The organism is Pseudomonas sp. NPDC089401, assembly GCF_044749485.1.
In the GTDB taxonomy this organism is placed as follows: domain Bacteria; phylum Pseudomonadota; class Gammaproteobacteria; order Pseudomonadales; family Pseudomonadaceae; genus Aquipseudomonas.
Genome location: NZ_JBIVIA010000002.1, coordinates 167,783 through 193,387, shown reverse-complemented (window position 1 = coordinate 193,387; position 25,605 = coordinate 167,783). Strand labels below are relative to the sequence as shown.

21 protein-coding genes and 1 tRNA gene are annotated in these 25,605 nt (G+C 65.0%); 15 read left to right on the top strand and 7 right to left on the bottom strand.

Going from position 1 to position 25,605, the window contains the following annotated elements:
* Nucleotides 1-7: 7 nt before the first annotated feature.
* Nucleotides 8-313 (top strand): addiction module antidote protein, encoded by a 306-nt coding sequence (locus ACIP21_RS05005; protein WP_400684670.1) that lies wholly within the window; start codon nt 8-10, stop codon nt 311-313.
* Between the two features lie 130 nt (nt 314-443).
* Here the strand turns inward: ACIP21_RS05005 and ACIP21_RS05000 are convergent.
* The 4 genes from ACIP21_RS05000 to ACIP21_RS04985 form a co-directional block, all read right to left on the bottom strand.
* Nucleotides 444-519, bottom strand: a tRNA-Phe gene (locus ACIP21_RS05000).
* 90 nt (nt 520-609) lie between these two features.
* A complete protein-coding gene (locus tag ACIP21_RS04995) occupies nt 610-882 on the bottom strand; it encodes an oxidative damage protection protein (protein WP_400684668.1) in 273 nt (90 codons plus the stop codon).
* Nucleotides 879-1,946 (bottom strand): A/G-specific adenine glycosylase, encoded by a 1,068-nt coding sequence (gene mutY / locus ACIP21_RS04990; protein ID WP_400684665.1) that lies wholly within the window; start codon nt 1,944-1,946, stop codon nt 879-881. The genes ACIP21_RS04995 and mutY overlap by 4 nt, the downstream gene beginning before the upstream one ends.
* Nucleotides 1,943-4,192, bottom strand: a complete 2,250-nt coding sequence (locus ACIP21_RS04985) for an AsmA family protein (protein ID WP_400684662.1) — start codon at nt 4,190-4,192, stop codon at nt 1,943-1,945. The genes mutY and ACIP21_RS04985 overlap by 4 nt, the downstream gene beginning before the upstream one ends.
* A gap of 465 nt (nt 4,193-4,657) precedes the next feature.
* Here ACIP21_RS04985 and ACIP21_RS04980 point away from each other — a divergent pair, with 465 nt between their 5' ends.
* The 6 genes from ACIP21_RS04980 to hisF all read left to right on the top strand — a co-directional run bounded on the left by ACIP21_RS04980 (nt 4,658) and on the right by hisF (nt 9,557).
* Complete coding sequence (locus ACIP21_RS04980; protein ID WP_400684659.1) at nt 4,658-6,319, top strand: OFA family MFS transporter; 1,662 nt, start codon at nt 4,658-4,660, stop codon at nt 6,317-6,319.
* A 198-nt stretch (nt 6,320-6,517) separates the two neighbouring features.
* Nucleotides 6,518-7,111: an imidazoleglycerol-phosphate dehydratase HisB gene (gene hisB, locus ACIP21_RS04975; protein ID WP_023532883.1), complete on the top strand. Its 594-nt coding sequence runs from the start codon at nt 6,518-6,520 to the stop codon at nt 7,109-7,111.
* Nucleotides 7,112-7,750 (top strand): imidazole glycerol phosphate synthase subunit HisH, encoded by a 639-nt coding sequence (hisH, locus tag ACIP21_RS04970; protein ID WP_400684656.1) that lies wholly within the window; start codon nt 7,112-7,114, stop codon nt 7,748-7,750.
* Nucleotides 7,751-8,011 carry a DUF2164 domain-containing protein gene (locus ACIP21_RS04965; protein WP_400684654.1) on the top strand — a complete coding sequence of 87 codons (261 nt, stop codon included), beginning with the start codon at nt 7,751-7,753 and terminating at the stop codon, nt 8,009-8,011. It begins immediately after the preceding gene.
* Nucleotides 8,012-8,038: 27 nt separating this feature from the next.
* Nucleotides 8,039-8,776, top strand: a complete 738-nt coding sequence (gene hisA / locus ACIP21_RS04960) for a 1-(5-phosphoribosyl)-5-[(5-phosphoribosylamino)methylideneamino]imidazole-4-carboxamide isomerase (protein WP_060494680.1) — start codon at nt 8,039-8,041, stop codon at nt 8,774-8,776.
* A gap of 10 nt (nt 8,777-8,786) precedes the next feature.
* Complete coding sequence (gene hisF / locus ACIP21_RS04955) at nt 8,787-9,557, top strand: imidazole glycerol phosphate synthase subunit HisF (RefSeq protein WP_176509087.1); 771 nt, start codon at nt 8,787-8,789, stop codon at nt 9,555-9,557.
* 118 nt (nt 9,558-9,675) lie between these two features.
* Here the strand turns inward: hisF and choV are convergent, their stop codons facing one another.
* From choV to ACIP21_RS04940, 3 genes are all read right to left on the bottom strand, one after another.
* Nucleotides 9,676-10,854: a choline ABC transporter ATP-binding protein gene (gene choV, locus ACIP21_RS04950; RefSeq protein ID WP_400684652.1), complete on the bottom strand. Its 1,179-nt coding sequence runs from the start codon at nt 10,852-10,854 to the stop codon at nt 9,676-9,678.
* Entirely contained in the window at nt 10,851-11,699 is an 849-nt protein-coding gene (gene choW / locus ACIP21_RS04945) for a choline ABC transporter permease subunit (protein WP_400685859.1), read from the bottom strand. Before choW ends, choV begins: the two co-directional genes overlap by 4 nt.
* A gap of 81 nt (nt 11,700-11,780) precedes the next feature.
* On the bottom strand, nt 11,781-12,728 hold the full coding sequence (locus ACIP21_RS04940; protein ID WP_400684649.1) for a choline ABC transporter substrate-binding protein: 948 nt from the start codon (nt 12,726-12,728) through the stop codon (nt 11,781-11,783).
* Nucleotides 12,729-12,819: 91 nt separating this feature from the next.
* Between ACIP21_RS04940 and ACIP21_RS04935 the strand changes: the two genes are divergently transcribed.
* The 8 genes from ACIP21_RS04935 (at nt 12,820) to ACIP21_RS04900 (ending at nt 25,386) form a co-directional block, all read left to right on the top strand.
* Nucleotides 12,820-13,134 (top strand): hypothetical protein, encoded by a 315-nt coding sequence (locus ACIP21_RS04935; RefSeq protein WP_400684646.1) that lies wholly within the window; start codon nt 12,820-12,822, stop codon nt 13,132-13,134.
* A 36-nt stretch (nt 13,135-13,170) separates the two neighbouring features.
* Complete coding sequence (locus ACIP21_RS04930) at nt 13,171-14,547, top strand: L-serine ammonia-lyase (protein ID WP_400684644.1); 1,377 nt, start codon at nt 13,171-13,173, stop codon at nt 14,545-14,547.
* Nucleotides 14,548-15,061: 514 nt separating this feature from the next.
* Nucleotides 15,062-16,168 (top strand): GlxA family transcriptional regulator, encoded by a 1,107-nt coding sequence (locus ACIP21_RS04925; RefSeq protein ID WP_167067489.1) that lies wholly within the window; start codon nt 15,062-15,064, stop codon nt 16,166-16,168.
* Nucleotides 16,169-16,356: 188 nt separating this feature from the next.
* Complete coding sequence (locus ACIP21_RS04920; RefSeq protein WP_400684641.1) at nt 16,357-16,857, top strand: sigma-70 family RNA polymerase sigma factor; 501 nt, start codon at nt 16,357-16,359, stop codon at nt 16,855-16,857.
* Between the two features lie 97 nt (nt 16,858-16,954).
* Nucleotides 16,955-17,908, top strand: a complete 954-nt coding sequence (locus ACIP21_RS04915) for a FecR family protein (RefSeq protein ID WP_400684638.1) — start codon at nt 16,955-16,957, stop codon at nt 17,906-17,908.
* A gap of 231 nt (nt 17,909-18,139) precedes the next feature.
* Nucleotides 18,140-20,920 carry a secretin and TonB N-terminal domain-containing protein gene (locus ACIP21_RS04910; RefSeq protein ID WP_400684636.1) on the top strand — a complete coding sequence of 927 codons (2,781 nt, stop codon included), beginning with the start codon at nt 18,140-18,142 and terminating at the stop codon, nt 20,918-20,920.
* Nucleotides 20,921-20,947: 27 nt separating this feature from the next.
* On the top strand, nt 20,948-23,731 hold the full coding sequence (locus ACIP21_RS04905; RefSeq protein WP_400684633.1) for an insulinase family protein: 2,784 nt from the start codon (nt 20,948-20,950) through the stop codon (nt 23,729-23,731).
* Entirely contained in the window at nt 23,728-25,386 is a 1,659-nt protein-coding gene (locus ACIP21_RS04900; RefSeq protein WP_400684630.1) for an ABC transporter ATP-binding protein/permease, read from the top strand. Before ACIP21_RS04905 ends, ACIP21_RS04900 begins: the two co-directional genes overlap by 4 nt.
* The last annotated feature ends 219 nt before the right edge of the window (nt 25,387-25,605 follow it).

Below are 25,605 nucleotides of genomic sequence, written 5' to 3'. Positions count from 1 at the left end.
GGCCGCCATGACTGATACCAAACTGACCAAGTGGGATGCCGCAGACCACCTCAAGACCGAGGAAGACATGGCCCTGTACCTCGAGGCCTGCCTTGAAGAAAACGACCCGGTGCTGCTTGCCGCTGCCTTGGGCGATATCGCTCGCGCCCGGGGCATGGCACAGCTGGCGCGTGATACGGGCCTGACGCGCGAAGGTCTTTATAAGGCTTTGTCGGCAGAGGGTAACCCTAGCCTGGCAACCATCATGAAAGTAATGGCGGCGCTCGGGCTGAGGCTGCATGCCGAGGTGGTGGCTCCGCGAACTGCGGGGTAGGGCGTTGAGATGGGGGCAGCCATAGGTGCTGCCATCCGGAAAGCAAAAAACACAGACAACAAAAAACCCGCACTGGGCGGGTTTCTTGTTGTCGCTTCGGGTAACTTTGCAACCACCAGAAGCTTGAAGGTGGTGCCCAGAGACGGAGTCGAACCGCCGACACGAGGATTTTCAATCCTCTGCTCTACCGACTGAGCTATCTGGGCGACGAGGTGAATTAAATAGATTTTCTGACGGCCCGTCAACGACTTTTTGAAAAAATTTTAAATTAATTCCGTCGCTTACGATTCGTGGGGTCATTCCGAGGGTGGAACGTAGCCTTCCGCCTGGGCGTATTCCTCACCGGCGAAAAACTTGTCCATCTCGGCCTGGAGGAATTTGCGGTCCTCGCCGTTCATCATGTTCAGGCGCTTTTCGTTGATCAGCATGGTCTGGTGTTTCTTCCAGTCTTCCCAGGCTTTCTCCGAGATGTGGTCGAAGATGTCCTGGCCCTTGGCGCCTGGGTAGGGCGGGCGCTCCAGGCCTGGGAGTTCTTCTTTGTACTTGCGGCACATCACGGTGCGGGTCATCGGGCTTCTCCTGCAATCAGTTCGTCGGCCGCGCGTTTGAGCAGCTTCTTGACCGGGGCGGCGAGGCCCAGGCGCGGCGGGGTGGCGAGGTTATACCAGAGCCAGTCGGCCTCGGCCACGTGCTGGCCGACCGGGTCGACGCGCACCAGCCAGGGCTCGATCGCCAGCTGGAAGTGGCTGAAGGTGTGGGTCAGGCCGTCCAGCGCGCGGCTGTCGGCCAGGCGCAGGCCGTGCTGGTAGGCGAGGTCGTCGAGCTGGGCGATGTCTTCCAGCTCCGGCAGGCTCCACAGCCCGCCCCACAGGCCAGAGGACGGCCGGCGGTAAAGCAGGATGGCGCCTTCGTGGTTGGCCAGCAGCGGCATCAGCGTGCGCCGCTGGGGCAGCGCCTTGCGTGGCTTGGGCTCGGGGTAGCGGGTTTCTTCACCGTGCAGGTGCGCCTCGCAGCCGCGCTGCAGCGGGCAGATCAGGCAACTGGGCTTGCTGCGCGTGCACAGCGTGGCGCCCATGTCCATCATCGCCTGGGTGTAGTGGTTGGCGCGCTGCTGCGGGGTGAAGCGCTCGGCCGTGGCCCACAGCTGGTTGGCCACCTTCGGCTCGCCGGGGTAGCCGGCCTGGGCGGTGTAGCGGGCCAGCACGCGCTTGACGTTGCCATCGAGGATCGGCGCGCGGATGCCCATGCTGATGCTGGCGATGGCGCCGGCAGTGGAGCGGCCGATGCCGGGCAGCTCGGTAAGCTGCTCGACGCTGCGCGGGAATTCGCCGCCATGCTGCGCGACGACGATCTTCGCTGCCTTCTGCAGGTTGCGTGCGCGGGTGTAGTAGCCCAGGCCCGTCCACAGGTGCAGCACTTCGTCCTCCGGCGCCTCGGCCAGGGCCTGAACGGTCGGCAGGGCCTGCATGAAGCGGTCGAAGTAGTTGAGCACGGTGCTGACCTGGGTCTGCTGCAACATGATTTCCGACACCCACACGCGGTATGGGTTGATGCCCTGTTGCCAGGGCAGGTCGTGGCGACCGTGCTGGTCGTACCAATCCAGCACGGCGCTGGAGAACTGCGTGGGGGTCATCGCTTGAACAGCCCCTTGAGCGCGTCTTTCAATTCTGGGCTCACTTTGTCTCCGAGTTTTTCATCGAGCTTTTCGTCGATCTTGTCTTTCAAACGGTTGCCGGCCAGTTTGGCGGCGACCTTGCCCAGGCCGTCCTGGTCCAGGCGGCAGGCCTTGGCGCCGAGTTCCAGCGGGCCGCGGCAGCGCAGCGGCACTTCGATGCCGACGAAGCGTTCGCCCACCTGGCAGGCCGGGTCGGGCATGGCGCGCTGGTCGCCCTCGACGATCACGCCGACGTTGTAGTCCATGCCCAGCACGCGCAGGTCGAGGTCGCCATGGCCGTTGACGGTCAGGCCCGGGATGCGTGCCTTGAGGTCGGGGTTGCTGGCCACGCCGTTGCGGATCACCAGGCTGCCGCGCAGTTCCTGGAACGGGGTGTCCTTGCTGCGTGGTTCGCCGCTCAGGGCCTTGCGGTTGAGGGTGGCGATGGCCTGGCAGAGTTGCTGCTCGAGGTTGGCGTTGACCAGCACGCCGTCGTTGATGGTGAAGTTTGCGCTGCCATTGAGGGTGTCGACCAGTGCCTTCTGGCTGTTTCCGCTGGCGGTCAGATCACTGGTCAGGGTCAGCAGGCCCTTGACCGGCGGGGTCTGTTCCTTGCCTTCGGCCTTGATGAAGTGCTCCACCGGCACGCGGTTGATCCTGGTGTCGATACCGAGCTGCGGCACGGCAGGGCGCACGTCGACGCTGCCCTTTGCCTCGAAAGTGCCGTTGTAGAGGCCGCCACGCAGGGTCTTCAGGGTCAGCAGGCCGCCTTGGCCGGTGGCTTGCAGTTGGGCATCGCTGATCGGCAGCTTGTCCAGGGTCAGGGCGCCGAAGCTCAGGTCGGCCTGCAGGTCGAGTGCGCGCAGGCGGTCGACCGGCAGCAACTTGTCGTCGCTCCAGGCCACCTGGGTCGGGGCGTTAGGCAGCGGCGTGCTGCCGGCACCGGCCACGGCGCTGGCTTCCTGTTGCTGGACCTCGGCCTGGCGCGCCGCAGTGGCGCCCTTGGCCTCCTCGCTCTTGGCCGGCAGGTAGCGGTCGGCGTCGAACCTGTCGCCCTTGAGTTGCAGGCGCAAGGCCTGTCTGGCGAAGTCCTCGATGGCCACCCGGCCAGTGAAGGTGCTGTCGTCCAGCTTCACGGCGAGGTCGTCCAGGGTCAGGCTGGTCGGCGTGCCTTGCAGGCGGGTCACCAGCTCCAGCTTGCCGAACACGGCCGGGTCGTTGCTGGCCGGCAGCGGGTGGCCGATGCCGTCGAGGAACACCCGTGGGTTGAACTGGGCGATGGACAGGCCGCCGCTGACCTGCGGGGTCTTGTCCAGGTCGCGCACGTTCAGCTCGCCGAGGGCGCGCAGTTGGTTGGCCGAGACTTTCAGGCCGCTCCACGACGCCACGTTGGCCGCCATGTCGACCAGCAACTGGCCCTGGGCGCCGAAGGCGACGGTCTTGCCGCCGGTGGGCTCGCCCGAGGTTTCGCCGCTCAGGCGCATGTCCTCGAAGTTGTAGCGCTTGAGCTTGCGGTCGAAGCGCAGCTCGCCGGCAAGCTCGGTGCGGGCCTTGATGGCTGGCTGGCTGGCGCTGAGGAAGGCACTGGCCTTGAGGGCGATGTTGGCGCCTTCGTGGACCGGGCCGGTGCTCAGCTGGATGCTTTCGGCGCTGTAGCTCTGGCCACTCTTGGCGTCGCTGAACTGCACGCTGGCGTTGTTCACGGTCAGGCTGTCGATGTCCAGCTTGACCGCGCGTTCGCTGCTGCTTTCGGCGGGTTTGTCCGGCTGCCCGGCAGGCGCCTGGGCCGGTGCGCTGGCCGTGCCGTCCGTGGCGGCCGGCAGCGGCTTGCCGATGTCTTCCCAGTTGCCGTGGCCGTTTTCGTCGCGGGCCAGGGTCAGGTTCAGCCCTTCGACGCGCACGTCGCTCATCTGCACTTCGCGGCGCAGCAAGGGCAGCACGCGCACGGAGAGGCCGAGCATCTGCAAGTCGGCGAACGGCTCCTTGGGTTTGGCCAGGGTGGCGATGCTGGCCTCGTGCAGCTCGAGGCCCAGCCACGGGAACAGGCTCCAGCCGATGTCGCCGTTGAGGGTCAGCTCGACGTGGGCCTTGTCGCGCGCCAGCTGGCGGATCTCGTCTTTGTAGTCGTTGGGATCGAAGAGGTGGGTCAGGGCGAAGCCCAGCGCCACGATGATCAGCAGCAACCCGAGAAGCCCTAGTCCCAGGATTTTGCCGAACGCTTTCATGGGCGAGTCCTTGTAGTTCGTAGAGTGAATTTCGAACGGCAGAGTATAGCGCCGCGGGGGTGGGCCCTGCGTATACGACAAGAGATACGGGGCATTTCCTACATTTGTGGGATTCGACAGTTGTGGTTTCGGCAGTTCCTTCGGTGTTGGATTCTTCGCGGGTGAACCCGCTCCCACAGGGACACCACCACCCTGAAGGGCTGTGAAGGTCCTGTGGGAGCGGGTTCACCCGCGAAGAGGCCGGCACAGAAAGCACCGAAATACCGATTCAGCCACGCAAAAAATAACGATATCAAATTGCTTTCATGTCATCTTCGAGCTGGTACCCTTGTGCCGCTTTGCGGAGCGCCCGCGACCCATTGTCGCGGCCGTTGCCCAGGGAAAAGGCCAGTTCGCCCTGCGTGCGAGCACAAGAGCCCGGGACTCCTTCCGCCAGCACCGTCTACCTACAAAAGGATCGAATCCATGAGCAGTACCATCACGGCAGGGGGCCAGGCCAGCGCGCCAGGGTTCCTGTCGAAGGAGCGCATCATCGCCCGCCCGGGCTTCAACCGCTGGCTGGTTCCACCGGCAGCCCTCGCCATCCACCTGTGCATCGGCATGGCCTACGGCTTCTCGGTGTTCTGGCTGCCACTGTCGCAGGCCATCGGCATCACCGCGCCGGTCGCCTGTTCGGCGGACATGGGCTTCATTGCCCGCCTGTTCAGCGCCGAGTGTGACTGGCCGATTTCGATGCTGAGCTGGATCTACACCCTGTTCTTCGTCTTCCTCGGCTGCTCGGCCGCGGTGCTTGGCGGCTGGCTGGAACACGCCGGCCCGCGCAAGGCCGGCCTGGTTTCCGCGCTGTGCTGGTGCGGTGGCATGGTGATCTCGGCGATCGGCGTGAAGACCCACCAGCTGTGGCTGATGTGGCTCGGTTCGGGCGTGATCGGCGGTATCGGCCTGGGCCTGGGCTACATCTCGCCGGTGTCGACCCTGATCAAGTGGTTCCCGGACAAGCGCGGCATGGCCACCGGCATGGCCATCATGGGCTTCGGCGGCGGCGCCATGGTCGGCGCACCGCTGGCCACCGCGTTGATGGGGCATTTCGGCAACGAACATGAAGTGGGCGTGTGGCAGAGCTTTGTCGCCATGGCCGCGATCTACTTCGTGTTCATGGTCGCTGGCGCCCTGGCCTACCGCATTCCGCCGACCGGCTGGAAGCCTGAAGGCTGGACCGCCCCGGCGAAGAAAGCCGGCAACGGCATGGTCACCGACCGCCACGTGCACGTCAGCGTCGCCTGGAAAACCCCGCAGTTCGCCCTGGTGTGGCTGGTGCTGTGCCTGAACGTTTCGGCCGGCATCGGCATTCTCGGCATGGCTTCGCCGCTGCTGCAGGAGGTATTCGCCGGCAAGCTGCTGGGCAACGGTCTGAGCTTCAGCGAGCTGAACGCCGCGCAACTGGCACAGATCGCCGCCATCGCCGCCGGCTTCACCGGCCTGCTGAGCCTGTTCAACATCGGTGGTCGCTTCTTCTGGGCGTCGTTCTCCGACTACATCGGCCGCAAGAACACCTACTTCGCCTTCTTCGCCCTGGGCGTGGGCCTCTACAGCCTGGTGCCGAACATGGGCCACCTGGGCAACGTGGCGCTGTTCGTGGCGGCGTTCTGCATCATCCTGTCGATGTACGGCGGTGGCTTCTCCACCGTACCGGCGTACCTGGCCGACCTGTTCGGCACGCAGATGGTCGGCGCCATCCACGGTCGCCTGTTGACCGCCTGGGCCGCAGCCGGCGTGCTTGGCCCGGTGCTGATCACCTACCTGCGCGAGTACCAGCTGGCGGCGGGCGTCGAGCGTGCGGCAGCGTACGACATGACCCTGTACATCCTCGCCGGCCTGTTGGTGCTGGGCTTTATCTGCAACCTGCTGATCCGCCCGGTGGCCGACAAGTACTTCATGAGCGATGCCGAGCTTGCCGCCGAGCGGGCGCTGAGCCATGACAAGGGCGCCGATGGCGCGCGTTCGCTGGAGTGGCATGCCGCGCCGGGTAGCCTGCCGCTGGTGCTGATTGCCTGGGCGGTGGTGGTGATTCCGCTGGCCTGGGGGGTGTGGATTACCCTGCAGAAGACCGCAGTGCTGTTTCACTGATTGCTGAAATAGCCAGCAATTGCTGGGCCTGAGAGGGCCCTTTCGCGGGCAAGCCCGCTCCCACAAGGACTGCACAAGCCCCTGTGGGAGCGGGCTTGCCCGCGAATGCTTTGTGCCATATGTCATCCGCGTTTCAAGCCGGCGCGTTCTGGGCCTATAATGGAGCCCTTTTCGCCCAATGATTTTGCGGAGCTGGTGATGGTCGAACGTAAGGCTTCCGTCGAGCGCAATACCCTGGAAACCCAGGTCAAGTGCTCGATCAACCTCGATGGCAGTGGCAAGGCCCGATTCGATATCGGTGTGCCTTTCCTTGAACACATGCTGGACCAGATCGCCCGTCACGGGCTGATCGATCTGGATATCGAGTGCAAGGGTGACCTGCATATCGACGATCACCATACCGTCGAGGACGTCGGTATCACCCTGGGCATGGCATTCGCCCAGGCCATCGGCGACAAGAAAGGCATCTTCCGCTACGGCCACGCCTACGTGCCGCTGGACGAAGCGCTGTCACGGGTGGTCATCGACTTCTCCGGCCGCCCAGGCCTGCAGATGCACGTGCCCTACACCCGCGCCTCGGTGGGCGGCTTCGATGTCGACCTGTTCCAGGAGTTCTTCCAGGGCTTCGTCAACCACGCCCTGGTGACCCTGCACATCGACAACCTGCGTGGCCACAACACCCACCACCAGATCGAAACCGTGTTCAAGGCTTTCGGCCGCGCCCTGCGCATGGCCGTGACCCTCGACGAGCGCATGGCCGGGCAGATGCCGTCGACCAAAGGGTGCCTGTAAATGCAGACGGTAGCCGTAATCGACTATGGCATGGGCAACCTGCACTCGGTGGCCAAGGCGCTCGAGCACGTCGGCGCCGGCAAGGTGCTGGTCACCAGCGACGCCGCAGTGATCCGCGAGGCGGACCGCGTGGTGTTCCCGGGTGTAGGCGCGATCCGCGACTGCATGGCTGAAATCCGCCGCCTGGGCTTCGACAGCCTGGTCCGTGAAGTGAGCCAGGACCGCCCGTTCCTCGGCATCTGCGTCGGCATGCAGGCCCTGCTCGAGCACAGCGAAGAAAACGACGGCGTCGATTGCATCGGCCTGTTCCCCGGCCAGGTGCGCTTCTTCGGCAAAGACCTGAAAGAAGACGGCGAGCACCTGAAGGTGCCGCACATGGGCTGGAACGAAGTCAGCCAGGCCGTCGACCACCCGCTGTGGCACGACATCCCGGACTTGGCGCGTTTCTACTTCGTGCACAGCTACTACATCAATGCCGGCAAGCCGGGCCAGGTGGTCGGCCGCGGCCACTACGGTGTCGACTTCGCCGCCGCACTGGCCGACGGCTCGCGCTTTGCCGTGCAGTTCCACCCGGAGAAGAGCCATACCCATGGCCTGCAGCTGCTGCAGAACTTCGTCGCCTGGGACGGGCGCTGGTAAATGAGCCGTTCGAAGACCAAGGCCCCGGTGATGACCCTGGCCCCCGAGCAGGAGCGCGCCGCGCTCGATACCTTGCAGCGCTTCCTTGAAGACCGCTTCGAGCTGGAGCTTGGCTCGTTCGAGGTGGCCGAGGTCCTCGAGCTGTTCAGCAAAGAAATTGCACCCCTTTACTACAACAGGGCGATCGCCGATGTTCAGCTGCACCTCAAGGAGCGGTTCGAGAGCATCGAAAGCGATCTGTGGGCGCTCGAAAAGCCCTGAACCCCCAAGAACAGACAGGTTCCCAAGATGCTGATTATCCCCGCTATCGATCTGAAGGACGGTGCCTGCGTGCGCCTGCGCCAGGGCCGCATGGAAGACTCCACGGTATTTTCCGACGACCCGGTGAGCATGGCCGCCAAGTGGGTCGAGGGTGGCTGCCGCCGCCTGCACCTGGTCGACCTCAACGGCGCCTTCGAGGGCCAGCCGGTCAATGGTGAGGTGGTCACCGCCATCGCCAAGCGCTACCCGACCCTGCCGATCCAGATCGGCGGCGGCATCCGCTCGCTGGAAACCATCGAGCACTACGTCAAGGCCGGCGTCAGCTACGTGATCATCGGCACCAAGGCGGTCAAGCAGCCTGAGTTCGTCGCCGAAGCGTGCAAGGCCTTCCCGGGCAAGGTCATCGTCGGCCTGGACGCCAAGGACGGCTTCGTCGCCACCGACGGCTGGGCCGAGGTGAGCTCGGTGCAGGTCATCGACCTGGCCAAGCGTTTCGAGGCAGATGGCGTCTCGGCGATCGTCTACACCGACATCGCCAAGGACGGCATGATGCAGGGCTGCAACGTGCCCTTCACCAAAGCCCTGGCCGAAGCCACGCGCATCCCGGTGATCGCCTCGGGTGGCATCCACAACCTGGGCGACATCAAGGCCCTGCTGGATGCCAAGGCCCCGGGCATCGTCGGCGCCATCACCGGCCGTGCCATCTACGAAGGCACCCTCGATGTCGCCGAGGCCCAGGCCTTCTGCGACAACTACCAAGGCTGAGGACTGAACCATGGCACTGGCCAAGCGCATCATCCCTTGCCTGGACGTGGACAACGGCCGGGTGGTCAAGGGCGTCAAGTTCGAGAACATCCGTGATGCCGGCGACCCGGTGGAAATCGCCCGTCGCTACAACGAGCAGGGTGCCGACGAAATCACCTTCCTCGACATCACCGCCAGCGTCGATGGCCGCGACACCACCCTGCATACCGTCGAGCGCATGGCCAGCCAGGTGTTCATCCCGCTGACCGTGGGCGGTGGCGTGCGTACCGTGCAGGACATCCGCAACCTGCTCAACGCCGGTGCCGACAAGGTTTCGATCAACACGGCCGCGGTGTTCAACCCGGAATTCGTCGGCGAGGCCGCGGACCGTTTCGGTTCGCAGTGCATCGTCGTCGCGATCGACGCCAAGAAGGTCTCCGCGCCGGGTGAAGCACCGCGCTGGGAGATCTTCACCCATGGCGGGCGCAAGCCGACCGGGCTGGATGCCGTGGAGTGGGCGAAGAAGATGGAAGGCCTGGGGGCGGGGGAGATCCTGCTGACCAGCATGGACCAGGACGGCATGAAGAACGGCTTCGACCTGGGTGTGACCCGGGCCATCAGCGATGCGTTGGGGATTCCGGTGATCGCGTCTGGTGGCGTGGGTAACCTGCAGCACCTGGCTGACGGGATTCTGGAAGGGCATGCCAGCGCGGTGCTGGCGGCCAGTATCTTCCACTTTGGCGAGTACACGGTGCCGGAGGCCAAGGCCTACATGGCTTCGCGCGGGATTGTCGTTCGCTGATGAATTGATTGGGGCTGCTTTGCAGCCCATTCGCGGCTAAAGCCGCTCCCACAGGGATACGCGGTCCCCTGTGGGAGCGGCTTTAGCCGCGAATGGGCCGCACAGCGGCCCCATGGCGTCACCCGTGATTCTTGCCAAGCAACGCGTGATAGAGCTCGGTATCCCCAAGAATCCCCACCACCTTGTCATTCTCCTGCAGCACCAGCTTGTTCCCCGTCTGGTAACGAATCTGCAGCGCCTCACGCATGCCAATGTCGGCATGCACCAGCGTCGGTTTGCGCCCAAGCCCTTCCACGGCCTGCCCCGGCGCCCAGTTCTGCATGTCCAGCCCATTCTGCCCCTGGCGCGCGCGCTTGATCGAATTGCCTTCGCCCAGGTCGATCCACGAATCGCCACCCGGATCCAGGCAGATCGAGCCATTGACCCGCTTGCAGTTGTCCAGGCTGCGCATCAGGCTGCGCCCGCACAGCACGTTCAACGGGTTGGTGTGGGCGACGAAGGTACGCACGTACTCGTCGGCCGGGTTCAGCACGATCTCTTCCGGCTTGCTGTACTGGATGATCCGCCCGTCCTTCATGATGGCGATGCGGCTGCCCAGCTTCAGCGCCTCGTCGAGGTCATGGCTGACGAACACGATGGTCTTGCTCAGCTTGGCCTGCAGGCCCAGCAGTTCGTCCTGCAGCCCCTGGCGGATCAACGGGTCGAGGGCCGAGAACGGTTCGTCCATCAGCAGGATGTCGGCATCCATCGCCAGCGCCCGGGCCAGGCCCACGCGCTGCTGCATGCCGCCGGAGAGTTCGTCCGGCTTCTTGTTGCGCCACTGGGTCAGGCCCACCAGCTCGAGCTTCTCGTCGACCAGCTTGCGCCGTTCCTTCTCCGGGCGGCCCTGCATTTCCAGGCCGAAGCTGATGTTCTCGCGCACCGTCAGCCAGGGCATCAGGGCAAACTTCTGGAACACCATGGCGATGCGCTTGGTGCGCATCATCTTCAGCTCCGCCGGGGTGCAGTGGGCGATGTCGATGTGCTTGCCTTCGTGCTCGACGAACAGCTTGCCGCGGCTCACCGTATTGAGGCCGTTGATGCAGCGCAGCAGGCTCGACTTGCCCGAGCCGGACAGGCCCATCAGCACGCAGATCTCGCCCTTGTTGATGTCCAGGTTGGCCTTTTCCACGCCGACCACCAGGCCGGTCTGCTTGAGGATCTGCTCGCGGGTCTGGCCCTTGTCCAGCAGCGCCAGCGCCTCGCGCGGCTTGTTGGAGAAGATCACGTCGACGTCTTCGAAACGAATGATGCTCATGCCTCACCCCTTACCGGCAGTTCCGGTTGCTTGCAGATACGGTCGAGCATGATCGCCAGCAGCACGATCGCCAGGCCCGCTTCGAAGCCCAGGGAGATATCGGCGGTGTTCAGTGCGTTGACCACGGGTTTGCCCAGGCCGTCGGCGCCCACCAGGGCGGCGATCACCACCATCGACAGCGACAGCATGATGCACTGGGTGACGCCGGCGGCGATGCTCGGCATCGCATGCGGCAGTTCGATGCGGGTGAGCAGCTGGCGGCGTGAGCAGCCAAACGCCTTGCCGGCGTCCAGCAGTTCTTGCGGGACGTCGCAGATGCCCAGGTAGGTGAGGCGGATCGGCGCGGCGATGGCGAACACCACCGTCGAGATCAGCCCCGGCACCACGCCCAGGCCGAACAGGGTCAGGGTGGGGATCAGGTAGACGAAGGTCGGCACCGTCTGCATCAGGTCGAGCACCGGGCGCATGGCGGTGTAGAACATCGGCTTGTGCGCGGCGAGGATGCCCAGCGGCACGCCGATGGCCACGCAGACCACGGTGGCGAAGGTCACCTGCGCCAGGGTCTCCATGGTTTCCTGCCAGTACCCCAGGTTGAGGATCAGCAGGAAGGACAGGGCGACAAACGCGGTCAGCGCCCACTTGCGCTGGATCAGGTGCGCCAGCCCGGCGAACAGGGCAATCAGGACGAACGGGTTGAAGAAGGTCAGGGTACTGGTGACGCCATGGATCATGAACTCCAGGCCTCGGGCGATGGCGTCGAAGTAGTTCGCGCCGTTCTGGGTCAGCCATTCCACGAACGACGCGATGTACTGGCCCAGGGGTATTTTCTGATCGATAAGCATGATAGCGAGCTTCCACCTGCAAAGATTGAAATCAGTCCGGGGCGGGCACGGTCCCGCCCCGAGGTAGCGCTACGACGTACTGCGTTATTGAGCGAGCTTGGCCTTGGCCGCCTCAAGGCCGGGTTTGCCATCGACTGTGGTGACGCCCGCCAGCCAGGTGTCCAGCTTGCCGGGGTTGTCCTTGAGCCACTTCTTGGCGGCCGCTTCGGGCTTCATCTTGTCGTCCAGGACATAGCCCATCATGGTGCTCTCGTCCTTGAGCTCGAACTGCAGGTTCTTCAGCAGCTGGCCGACGTTGCTGCATTCCTGCGCATAGCCCTTGCGGGTGTTGGTCAGCACGGTGGCCTTGCCGAACTCGGGGCCAAAGTAGTCATCCCCGCCGGTGAGGTACTGCATCTTGAAGCGGGTGTTCATCGGGTGCGGTTCCCAGCCCAGGAACACCACCGCCTCGCCACGCTTCTGCGCGCGGTCGACCTGCGACAGCATGCCGGCCTCGCTCGACTGGACGATCTTGAAACCGGCGTCCTTCAGGCCGAAGGCGTTCTTGTCGATCATGCTCTGGATGGTGCGGTTGCCATCGTTGCCCGGTTCGATGCCGTAGATCTTGCCCTCCAGTTCCTTCTTGAACTTGGGAATGTCGCTGAAATCCTTCAGGCCCTTGTCATACAGGGCCTGGGGCACGGCCAGGGTGTACTTGGCGTTCTCCAGGTTGGCGCGTACTGTCTCCACCGTGCCGGCATCGCGGTACTGCTTGATGTCGTTCTCCATGGTCGGCATCCAGTTGCCGAGAAACACGTCCAGGTCCTTGCCGGCGGCCAGCGACTTGTAGGTCACCGGTACCGAGATCATGGTGGTGTGGGTCTTGTAACCCAGTGCCTCGAGCACAACGCTGGTGGTCGCCGTGGTGACGGTGATGTCGGTCCAGCCGACATCGGAGAAGCGTACCGTCTGGCACTGCTCGGGTTCGGCGGCCTGGGCCAGCAACGGTGCGGACAGCATCGCGACCAGCAACAGCGAGGGTGAACCTTTCATGGATGGACTCCTGTGATTTTGTCTTCGGGTTCGCATGGGTCGCCGGGTGTTCTCAGGGTCCGGTCGACCAGGCCTGCAGAGGGCAGGTTGCGTGGCCGTGCTTTACGAGTCGCTTTCGATAATCCTCCAGCGCTGGGCAATCGCCTACTGGTGGGGTCGTAACCAGTACGGAACGGGTCGCTTCCAGTACGGGCGATGTCGTTTATGGATTTTTCCCACCCTGGCGCCGCGTTTTTGCGTCACCAGAGCGCTCGAAAGCGGCGCGCGGCTGGCCGAAATGGCAGCGGCGCTGGCGGACAAAAGTACGTCGGTTGCAGACGGCGAGGGGGTAGGCAAAAGCCCGATGATGCGTGCATTCCTGGCGGCTCGCAGCTTCAGCCTAGCAGTTGCCCCGCCCTGCGCATGACGCGCAGAGACAAGCCCAGCAAGAGGTGATTCGACGATGGCCATCAGTGTGTTCGACCTGTTCAAGATCGGTGTCGGGCCCTCCAGCTCCCACACCGTCGGCCCCATGCGCGCTGGCGCCCTGTTCGTCCAGGGACTGCGTGAACGCGGCGAGCTGGAGCACGTGCAAAGGGTCGAAGTGCGCCTGTACGGCTCGTTGTCGGCCACCGGCGTCGGCCACGGCACCGACAACGCCACCATCATGGGCCTGATGGGCGAATGGCCGGACGCCATCGACCCGACCCAGATCGTCCCGCGTATCGCCGACCTGCGCGAAACCAACACCCTGCAGCTGGACAACCGCCTGCCCATCGAATTCGTCTGGGCCCGCGACATGCTGCTGCTGGACGAGAACCTGCCGTACCACCCCAACGCCATGACCCTGATCGCCGAAGGCGCCGAGGACGAGCTGCACCGCGACACCTATTACTCGGTGGGTGGTGGCTTCGTGGTCGACGCCGCCCAGGCCGCCAGCGGGGTGCTGGATGCCGACCAGACGGTGCTGCCGTACGATTTCGACAGCGCCGCCGAGCTGCTGCGCCTGTGCAAGCAAAACGACCTCAGCGTGTCGCAATTGATGATGGCCAACGAGAAGGTCTGGCGCAGCGAGGACGAGATCCGCGCTGGCCTGTACAAGCTCTGGGAAGCCATGCAGGAGTGCGTCAACAACGGCCTCAAGTACGAAGGCACGCTGCCCGGCGGGCTCAACGTGCGCCGCCGCGCCGCCAAGCTGCACCGCAGCCTGCAGGAGATCGGCAAGCCCAACGTGATCGGCTCGACCATGAGCGCCATGGAGTGGGTCAACCTGTTCGCCCTGGCGGTCAACGAAGAGAACGCCGCCGGCGGGCGCATGGTCACCGCGCCGACCAATGGCGCAGCCGGCATCATCCCGGCGGTGTTGCACTACTACATGCGCTTCAGTGATGCGGTGGACGAGTCCAACGTGGTCGACTACTTCCTGGCCGCGGCGGCCGTGGGCATCCTGTGCAAGAAGAACGCGTCGATTTCCGGTGCCGAGGTCGGTTGCCAGGGGGAGGTCGGTTCGGCCTGCGCCATGGCCGCGGCGGGCCTCGCCGAAGTGCTGGGGGCGACCCCGGCGCAGGTGGAGAACGCCGCCGAAATCGCCCTGGAGCACAACCTCGGCCTGACCTGCGACCCGGTCGGCGGGCTGGTGCAGGTGCCGTGCATCGAGCGCAACGCGATTGCCGCGGTGAAGGCCATCAACGCGGTGCAGATGGCCCTGCGTGGCGACGGCGAGCATTTCATCTCCCTCGACCAGGTGATCCGCACCATGCGCGACACCGGTGCCGACATGCACGACAAGTACAAGGAAACCTCGCGCGGTGGCCTGGCGGTCAGCGCCATCGAATGCTGACGGTTTTTGCCTCACGCAAATTTTTGTAGGAGCGGCCTTGTGTCGCGAAAGGGCCGCAACGCGGCCCCGGCGATTTGTGCATCACGGCATAAATCCTGGGGCCGCGTTGCGGCCCTTTCGCGACACAAGGCCGCTCCTACACGGATCGCGTTGCACTTCTCCTGCGCTTGTTTGGTGCATGCCAGTCGTCGGCTGTCGCAATCAGTATGGGCGTTGTCGGTGACACTCAAGAGAGTCGTTTCTGGGCAACCTACACTGCGCGTGTCACCAAATTGCTCAGCGGTTACACGAAAGGCGCTAGCACGCTGGTTTGCGTAGCCTGGCCAACTCGACCGAAGTTCCTGATTTGCCGAATGAACGCGTCGTTTTCAGGTTTTTTTGGATAGCCGTTCAATTTCAGGCACGGCGTTTGCGTTGAGATTGGCAACAAGCCCCAGCACACCAAACCGGGGCCATAACAAGAAATCAGTGCCTGCCTGAGGCACACCCTGCATTTGTGTGAGGAGAAATCGCGATGACGTCGTACACCTCCGGGAATCCAACCCAGAACCGCACAGCCCCCCAGTCCATCGGGTTTCTTCTTTTGGACAACTTCACCCTGATCTCCCTGGCATCGGCCGTCGAGCCGCTGCGCATGGCCAACCAGCTGTCCGGCCGCGAGCTGTACCGCTGGCACACGCTGACCGTCGACGGCGGCCAGGTGTGGGCCAGCGACGGCCTGCAGATCACCCCCGATGCCGCCATGCACAGCGCGCCGCCGATCGACACCGTGATCGTCTGCGGTGGTGTCGGCATCCAGCGTACCGTCACCCGCGAGCACGTCACCTGGCTGCAGGCCCAGGCCCGCCAGTCGCGCAGGCTTGGCGCGGTGTGCACCGGCAGCTGGGCACTGGCCTGCGCCGGCCTGCTCGACGGCTTCGACTGCAGCGTGCACTGGGAATGCCTGGCAGCGATGCAGGAAGCCTTCCCGCGGGTCAACATGAGCACTCGCCTGTTCACCCTCGACCGCAACCGCTTCACCAGCTCCGGCGGCACCGCGCCGCTGGACATGATGCTGCACCTGATCAGCCGCGATCACGGCCGCGAGCTGTCGGCGGCGATCTCGGAGATGTTCGTCTACGAGCGCATCCGCAACGAGCAGGATCACCAGCGCGTGCCGCTCAAGCACATGCTCGGCACCAACCAGCCGAAGCTGCAGGAGATCGTCGCGCTGATGGAGGCCAACCTCGAAGAGCCGATCGACCTCGACGAACTGGCGGTGTACGTGTCGGTGTCGCGTCGCCAGCTCGAGCGCTTGTTCCAGAAGTACCTGCATTGTTCGCCTTCGCGCTACTACCTCAAGCTGCGGCTGATCCGCGCGCGGCAGCTGCTCAAGCAGACGCCGATGTCGATCATCGAGGTGGCTTCGGTGTGCGGCTTCGTGTCGACGCCGCACTTCTCCAAGTGCTACCGCGAATACTTCGGCATTCCACCGCGTGACGAGCGCGTCGGTTCCAATACCACCCAGCAGGTGGCGATGATGCCGATCCCGCAGGCCATGACCCTGTCGCCGCACAGCGGGCCGATGGCGGCCCTGAGCCAGGCGCGCAACGAATCTACCTTCGCCAGCGTAAGGCTCTGATTCGGCGCCGCCTGCTTCGCGGGTGAACCCGCTCCCACAGGTACTGCACAGTATTCAGCATCTGCGCGATCCCTGTGGGAGCGGCTTTAGCCGCGAAGAGGCCAGCCCTGCAACACAAATCCAACGGTTGATAATGATTCTCGACTACGGGTAACATCGCCGCCCCCGAAACCCTCTGGCATACCCCCGTGGCGGACGAAAAACTCCAGCTCTACCTGGCCCACCGGGCGGCGTTGCTCGACTATGCCGCGCCGATCGTCGGCTGCCGCGCGCGCGCCGAGGATGTGGTGCAGGAAGCCTGGCTGCGCTTCAGCCGCCAGCAGGACGATGCCGAAATCCGCCACCCGGCCAGCTACCTGTACCGCATCGTGCGCAACCTGGCCCTCGACCAGACCCGCCGCAGCGCCACCGAAAAGGCCCAGCCCGGTGGCGACGAGATTCTTGCCGAGCTGCCCTCCAGCAGCGCCTCGCCGGAACAGGCCGTCACCCAGCAGAGCGAACTCGGCGCCATCAGCCGCGCCCTCGAGCAATTGCCCCTGCGCACCCGCGTGGCGTTCGAGATGCATCGCCTGGGCGGGCATACCCTGCAGGAAGTAGCGACGCACCTGAACGTCTCGGTGAGCCTGGTGCACCAGCTGGTGCGCGAAGCCCTCAGCCACTGCATGGCCTGCCTGGAGGATGACCTGTGAAAAAAACGCATGCTGCCGCGTCTTTTGCCCAACGGGTCGACTCTGTGCGACCCTTCGCGGCCATCCGCCCCCCAGAGCACCAGGAGCCATGCCCGACATGACGTCAGCAGACCTCACCGCCAGTCGCCGCGAGCAGGCCCTGGACTGGCTCCTGCGCCTGCAGCAGGCCACGCACGACGCGCAACTGCGCGGCGAGTTCGAACAGTGGTGCGCGAGCGACGCGGCCAATGCCGAGGCCTATCGCAAGGCCGAGAAGCTCTGGCAGCTCAGCGGCCAGTTGAGGCCGACCACCACCGAACATTGGCCCAAGGCAGCGGTGGTGCAATTGCCTGTGCGCCGCCGACGCTGGTGGTTGGGGGCGGCTGTAGCGGCCTGCCTGCTGGTGGCCGTGGCGCCTTCCCTGAGCCTGCGCCTGCAGGCCGACTACCGCACGGCCCAGGGCGAGACCCGCGACGTCACGCTGGCCGACGGCAGCGTGGTGCAGATGGACAGCGACAGCGCCATCGCCGTCGACTACTCCGGCAACCACCGGGACGTGAAGCTGCTCGCCGGGCAGGCGTTCTTCGAGGTCAAGCCCGACAAGACCAAGCCATTTCACGTGCGCGCCGAGGCGCTCAAGGTGACCGTCACCGGCACGGCCTTCAACGTCGAGCTGCGGCCCGGCAGGGTAGGGGTGGACGTGCAGCATGGTTCGGTGCGGGTCGAGGACAGCGCCGATGGGCACATGCTCTCGGATGCCCTCACGGCCGGGGAGCGGCTGCGCTATATCGATGGCATCGTCCAGGTGAAGACCTTCGTGCCTTCGCAGACCGCCGCCTGGCGTCAGGGGCAGTTGATTGCCGATGACCAGCGTGTCGCCGAGCTGGTGCAGCAGTTGGCGCGGTATCTGCCGGGCAAGGTGGTGCTGCGTGATGAGGCGCTGGGTGACAAGCGTGTAACTGGCGTTTATGACCTGCGCAAGCCGGAGGCGGCCTTGCGCGCGGTGATCCGGCCACATGGTGGCGAGGTGCGCAGTTATGGGCCTTGGTTGCTGGTGCTTGGCAAGCCCTGACATTGCTGGGGCCGCCTTGCCCGCGAAGGGCTGCGCAGCAGCCCCAAAACCCCGCTGAAAAAATAATTTCACAATTTTCTGAAAATTCCCCGGACTGCCTCGTCTTCTCCCCCGCGCGCAACAACTGATATCGATTCGTATTCAATTTTGCTTCCCGGCGACTGCCCGGGGCGGGGATGTGGCATGACTCAAACAACAAGCCGGAAGCCGCACAGTGTGCGGGGTTGGTCGTTGCGCCTGAAACGCGTGCTGGGCAGTGGCCTGCTGGGCCTGGGCTGCCTGTCGCCGGCGCCGCTGCTGTGGGCCGCCGAGGCCCCCGCGCAACTGGCCCAGGTGCACGCCTTCGCCATTCCGGCGCAGGGCCTGGCCGCCGCACTGATCGCCTTCGGCCAGCAGAGTGGCTTGCAAGTCAGCGCCGATGCGCAATTGCTCGAAGGCGCCCAGAGCAACCCGGTGCAGGGTCACTTCAGCAGCGAGGCGGCACTGTCGCGCCTGCTTTCCGGCAGCGGCCTGACCTGGGACGCGGAGGGCGACGTGATCAGCCTGCGCCTGCTGCACAGCCAGGCCGACGCCGGCGCGCTGGAGCTGCACGACACCCTGGTGCTGGGCGATACCGCAGGCAATGGCTACCTGGGCGCGACGGTCATCAGCGGCAAGGCCATCCGCGCCTTCCCCGGCGCCAACGGCGACATCACCACATTGCTGCAGATGCACCCCAGCGTGCAGTTCTCCGGCTCGCAGAAAAGCTCCAACACCCCGGGCGAGATCGACCCTGCCGACATCAGCATCAACGGCGCCAAGTTCTACCAGAACAACTTCATGATCGATGGCATCTCGATCAACAACGACCTCGACCCCGGCGCCCACGGCTACAGCGAGAACCGCCAGTTCGATTCCGCGCCCAGCAACCCCCACGGCATCGCCCTGGACGCCGACCTGCTGCAGGAAGTGAAGGTCTACGACAGCAACGTGCCGGTCGAGTACGGCGGCTTCAACGGCGGCGTGATCGATGCCATCACCCGGCGCCCGAGCCAGGGCTTGCACGGCAAGTTCTCCTACGGCATCAGCCGTTCGGAGTGGACGCGCTACCACATCACCCAGCACGACCAGGAAAGCTTCGACAACTCGTCCAACGAGCAGTACCAGCCCGAGTTCGAGAAAACCACCCTGCGCGGCATGCTCGAAGGCCACCTGACCGACAACTTCGGCGCAATCCTGAGCTTTTCCCAGCGCCGCTCGGTGATCCCGCTCAACCGTTACGCAAACGGCTACAGCAGCCCCAACGCCGACAGCAGCGAAGACCAGACCCGCCAGCTCGACAACTACATGCTCAAGACCTACTGGGACGTCAGCGACCGCCTGACCCTGGAAGGTTCGTTCATCCAGGCGCCGCAGGAGAACGTGTTCTTTCGCGAGAACTACATCAACTCCGGGTTCACCAACACCAACGGCGGCTGGCAGGGCTCGCTGAAGGCGATCTGGGAAGGTGACCAGGCACGCTGGACCCACACGCTGGCGTTGACCAACCTGTACAGCTCGCGCAAGTCCGACGAGACCGACACCGTGATCTGGTTCTACTCCGACGAGAAGAACTGGGGCAACCCCAGCAGCAACACCGCCAAAAGCGGCGAAGGCGCATTCGGCAACCTCGACCAGACCCAGCGTGGTATCGACTACACCCTCAAGGGCGAGTGGCAGACCTTCGACTTCGCAGGCATCAGCCACGCGTTCACCACGGGTCTGGAACTGTCCCAGCAACGCGCCGTGTGGGAGCGCGAAGAAACCGGGCAGGGCGTCACCACCTTCACCCGCGACAAGGGTACCAGCTGCTCGGGCAGCGACCCCTGGTGTTCGGTCAGCCCGTTGCTCGATGGCAACACTCGCCAGTGGGGCAAAACCCGCACCCAGTACAACGCCGGCAAGATCGACCTCACCGAAAACGCCTACGCCTTCTTCATCGACGACCAGATGCAGATCGGCAAGCTCAGCCTGCGCCCGGGCCTGCGCTTCGAGGGCGACGACTACATGAAGCAGAAGACCGTGTCGCCGCGCTTTGCCGGTGACTACGATTTCTTCGGCGACCGCAGCACCGTGCTGGTGTTCGGCGCCAACCGCTACTACGGGCGCAACCTGTTCAAGTACCGCCTCGCCGATGGCCGCCAGGCCCTGAACACCACCTATACCCGTGCCACCCAGACCAGCGCATGGGTGGGGCGCCGGCAGCTCGACACCAACCGTCTCGCGGACATGAACATCCCCTACGACGACGAACTGATGCTGGGCCTGGAACAGCGCTGGCTGGACACCGACTTCCGCCTCAAGTACGTGCACCGCAAAGGTAACGACCAGGTGGTGCGCGCCTCGTCGCGGGTGCTCGGCCTCGACCCGGCAGAGGGCTACCAGGCCATCTACTACAACTACGTCAATGCCGGCTCCAGCGAGAGCGACAACGTCACCCTGACGATCACCCCCAACCAGTCGTTCCGCGTGCTGGGCAGCGTCACCAGCCTGCAGATGGCGCTGGACTGGTCGCGCAGCAAGAACGCCTACAGCACCTACGAAGCGGGTTTCAACGAAACCGAATACGCCGATGGCGACGTGCTCTACGACGGCAAGCGCCTGGCCTACAGCGAATTGCCGGCCAGCGACTTCAACCGCCCGTGGACTGCACGCCTGACCACCATCACCGAGATCCCCAGCTGGCACCTGAGCATCAGCAACTTCTTCCGCTACCGCGGCCCCTACGAGCAGATCATCGACACCGGCCGCACCCAAGAGGTGGATGGCGAAACCTTGCAGGTCTATGACACCGCCTCGGTGGCCGCCGCGCCGACCTGGGACATGCGCGTTAAGTGGGAGATCCCCACGGCCCGCGAGCAGGCGCTGTTCGTGGCAGTGGACGTGACCAACGTCACCGACAAGGTCAACCCCATTGTCAGCAACAGCAGCAGCGCCCGCACCACCTATGAAGTCGGCCGCCAGTACTGGCTGGAAGTCGGCTACCGCTTCTGACCCCATAAAAAAACCGTGGATAACCTGATGAACAAGCTCATCGCGGGCCTGCTCGGCCCGCTGCTGCTCGGCGCCTGCTCGGCGCTGCCCGAACCCGACGCGCCGCTGCCCTGGGATGGCCAGGTGGTGCAAGGCCAACTGGCCAACGGCCTGGCCTACCGGCTGGTGCGGGAAACCTCGCAACCCGGGCGACTGGACCTGCGCCTGACCGTCAAGGCCGGCTCTGTGGACGAAACCGACGACCAGGTCGGCGTGGCCCACATGGTCGAACACCTGGCCTTCCACAGCCGCGCCGGTGGCGAGCAGAACCTGCGCCAGCGCATGAGCGACTTCGGCTGGGTCCAGGGCCGTCACTTCAATGCGGTGACCAACTACGAGCGCACCCAGTACCTGATCGGCCCACCCGCTGGCGTGCGCCAGGCGCCACAAGCCCTGCAGGCGCTGGCCGACCTGGCCTTCGCCCGCGACTACAACGCCCAGGACCTGGAGCGCGAGCGGCCGATCGTGATCGAAGAGTGGCGCGGCGGCCTGGGCGTGGCCCAGCGCATGAACGAACAGCGCACCGCCTCCCAGCGCACCGGCTCGCGCTACCCCGAACACCGCACCATCGGCAACGAGGCGGCGATCCGCTCGGCCAGCCTGGCCAGCCTCAAGGCCTTCCAGAACCGCTGGTACCTGCCGAACAACATGGTGCTGTCGGCGGTGGGTGACTTCGACCCGAAGGTGATGCAGGCGCAGATCGAGCAGGCTTTCGGCCAGGCCAAGCCCGGCCAGCTCGCCAGCCGCGAGCAGCGTGAGCTGCCGCTCGACGACAAGCTCAAGGTGTTCCGCCTGCAAGACCCGCAATCGGGCAGCAACCAGGTGGCGATGCTGTTCCGTGCCCACGAACCGGACAGCCGCGGCACCACCCACGCCGCTCTGCGCGAGCGGCTGATCGACCGCATGACCCTGGCCGCCATGCTCGACAGCCTGCGCCGCCAGCCGTTGCAACCGGGGGTACGCAGCCTGATCGTGCAGAAAACCCTGATCGGCGAGCACTCCACCGTGCTGGGCATTGCTGCCGGTGTCGAAGGCCAGGCCCACGACCAGGCGCTGGCGCAGTTGCTGACCGAGATCGAGCGGCTGCGTCAGCACGGGTTCAGTGAGGCGGACCTGCAACGGCAACGGGAACATATTCGCAAGTTGGGCGCCAAGACCGTGGCCAATCAGGCACCGCGCACCTTCGAGCAGTGGGTCGAGCAGCTCAACAACGCTGCCGTGCAGGGCAATGCAGTCACCGAGCGCCAGGCCACCGCCGAACGTTATCTGGACGTGCTGGACAGCATCGACCGCAAGGATCTGGACGCCCGCCTGCGGCGCTGGCTGGCCAGCCCGGACCGGGTGTTGCAGGTCAGCGCGGCGGGCGCTTCCCAGGTGGCGCTGCCCAGTGTTGCCCAGGTTGAGGCACAGCAGGCCGAACTGGCTGGCCGTGTGCTCGGCGCGCCGGTACAGCAGGCACCCGTGGCCGCCACGCGGCCCAAGGTGGTGATGCCGGCCCTGGCGCCTGCGGCCGACATCGTCGCGCGCAAGGCTTTCCCGGCGCAGCAGGTCGAGCACTGGCAGTTGAGCAATGGTGATCGCCTGGTCTGGCTCAAACGCAACGGTCCCGAGGGCAAATGGGTGCTGCAGGCTGAATCGTCCGCCGGCTACCAGCAGGCCGGCGTGCCGGTCTGGCGCCTGCAGATGGCTGCACAGTTGGCGCTGCGCAGCCCTTTACCGGGCATGGACCCGCAGGCGCTGGCCGACTGGCGCCAGCAGCAGCGTGCCACGCTCAGCCTCGAGCATCTGCCGCAACGCCTGCAGATCAACCTTGGTGCCGCGCCCGAGCAGTTCCTGTTCCTGTTGCAAAGCTACCGCATGAGCCAGATGGTCAGCGTCGATCCGGCCATCTTCGACGAGGCCCGCGATGAACTGCTGGCGCGCCTGCGCAGCCGCCCCGACGATGTGCGTGGGCGCCAGGAAAGCGCCCAGCGCACGCTGAAGTATGGTGTCGATCACTGGCAATCCCCGGATGTCGCCAGCCTCGAAGGGCTGACGGTAAAGCAGCTGAGCGCCGACTGGTTGCGTCTGGCCAGCGCTCCGGTGACCTACTACCTGATGGCCGACATCGACCAGAAACAGCTCGAACCGCTGGTGCGCGAGGTGCTGGCGACCATTCCTCGCCGGCAGGTGGTACCTGGCCAGCCGGCCTTGCAGCAACCTGGGCAACGCCGTGAGGACCTGGCCATCGCCCTTGAGCCGCGTGCCGTGCTGCAAGCCAGCAGCTTCCAGCCGCAGGCCTGGAGCCCGGAAGCCGCGGCGCGTGTCGCACTGCTGCGCGACCTGGCCAACCAGCGCCTGAAGGCGCAGCTGCGCGGCGAGGCCTCCGGTGTCTACCGCCTGCGTTTCGACAGCGAGCTCAATGCCGACACCCAACGTGTGGAGAGTAGCCTGAGCTTCACTTGCGACCCGGCGCGGGTCGATGAACTCTGGGCCATGGCGCAAAAGACCCTGGCCAGCCTGCAACCGGATGCGCAATGGTTGGCAAGCGAGCGTGCCGAGTTCCAGCGCCAGGAGAACAAGCGCCGCGACGACCCGCAAACCCAGTTCAAGCGGCTGATCCTCAGCGATCGCCACTGGCACGACCCGCGCTACCTGAGCACCCAGGCGCAGCTGCCTGAAGCCTTGACCTTGCCTGAACTGCAACGCCAGGCCAGGCAGTTGTTCCCACGCGCCAACCAGGTGCAGCTGCGCCTGCTGCCGTCGCCGCTGGCACTGGAGCAGGGCCTGTGAACACGCTGCGAACCTTCTACCGGCTCAGCCGCCCGTTCTGGGCCAGCCGCCAGCAGGGGCCGGCCTGGCTGATGCTGGCGGCGGTGATCGGCCTGGGCCTGCTGGTGGTGCAGATCAATGTGCTGATCAACAGTTGGAGCAAGACCTTCTACGACACCCTGGCGGCGTTCGACACCACGGGGCTGTACGGCCTGGTCGGCGAGTACGCGCTGTACCTGGGCGGCTATGTGCTGATCGTCGTGGTCATGGACTACCTGCGCAAAGCCCTGGAACTGCGCTGGCGCCAGGCGATGACCGGGCGCCTGACCGACGCCTGGCTGGGCGACCAGGCGTTCTACCGCCTGGGCCTGAACGGCGAACCGGACAACCCCGACCAGCGCATCGCCCAGGACATCGACCTGATGGTCGGCCTGAGCATCGAGCTGGTGGCCTCGCTGGTGATCAACCTGGCGCAGGTCGGTGCGTTCGTGATGATCCTGTGGAACCTGTCGGGGGTGCAGACCTTCAGCCTGTTCGGCGAAACCTTCACGGTGCATGGCTACCTGGTGTGGATCGTGCTGGTCTACACCCTGCTCGGCAGCCTGCTGACGCACCTGATCGGCAAGCCGCTGCATGCGCTCAACTATGAACGCGAACACCGCGAGGCGGATTTTCGCGCCAGCCTGCTGCGCAAGCGCGACCACGCCGAGCAGATCGCCCTGTACCGCGGTGAGGCGGTGGAGCGCGAGCACCTGGCGCAGCGCTTTCGCGCCATCGCCGACAACTGGCGGCAACTGATGGGGCGCGAGCGCAACCTGAGCTTGTTCACCGTTTCCTACGAGCGCTTGAGCTTGATCATCCCGGTGTTCGCCGCCTTGCCGGCGTTCATGGCCAAGACCATCACCTTGGGCGGGCTGATGCAGATTCGCAGTGCGTTCAATGCGGTGCACGGCTCGCTCAGCTGGTTCATCAAGCTCTATCACAAGCTGGTGCGCTGGAGCGCGGCATTGCAGCGACTGGAGCAGTTCGAGCAGGCGATCGCCGCGAGCCGCCAGCAGGTGCTCGCGGCGCCGCAGGGGCACTGCCTGTGTGCCCAGGGGCTGACCCTGTGCAAGCCCGATGGTGGCGTGCTGCTGGAGGCGCTCGACCTGCGCGTGGCCCAGGGTGAATGGGTGCGCCTGGGCGGACGCAGCGGGCTTGGCAAGTCGACCTTGCTGCGCACCTTGCAGGGGCTGTGGCCCTACTGCCGGGGCGAGTGGCAGTTGCCGCCCGGGCGCAGCTTGCTGTTGCCGCAGAAGCCTTATCTGCCACGCATGAGCTTGCGTGGCCTGCTGGCTTATCCACAGGTCGAGGTGGTGGATGATCGGCTGTTGCTGGAGGCACTGGCGAAAGTCGGGCTGGCCGGGCAGCTGGATGACGAGCAGGAGTGGGACCGGGTGTATTCAGGGGGTGAGCAGCAGCGGCTGAGCCTGGCACGGGCGCTGGTGTACCGGCCGGATACCTTGTACCTGGACGAGGCGACCAGCCAGCTGGACATGGAAAGTGCGCGGGGGTTGCTGGAGATGCTCAGGCAAGAATTGCCGGGGTGCACGGTGGTGGGGGTAACTCACCAGGAGGGGCTGGCTGTTCTGTTTGACCGGACCCTGGAACTGGAAAAACTGGCAGAGCCTGCATAAGCCAGTGCCGGCCTCTTCGCGGGTAAACCCGCTCCCACAAGTTACTCATCGCCCTGAGGCTGGTGATTTTCCTGTGGCTCCCACAAGCTACTCATCACCTTGGGGCTGGTGATTTTCCTGTGGCTCCCACAAGTTACTCATCGCCCTGAGGCTGGTGATTTTCCTGTGGCTCCCACAAGCTACTCATCACCTTGGGGCTGGTGATTTTCCTGTGGCTCC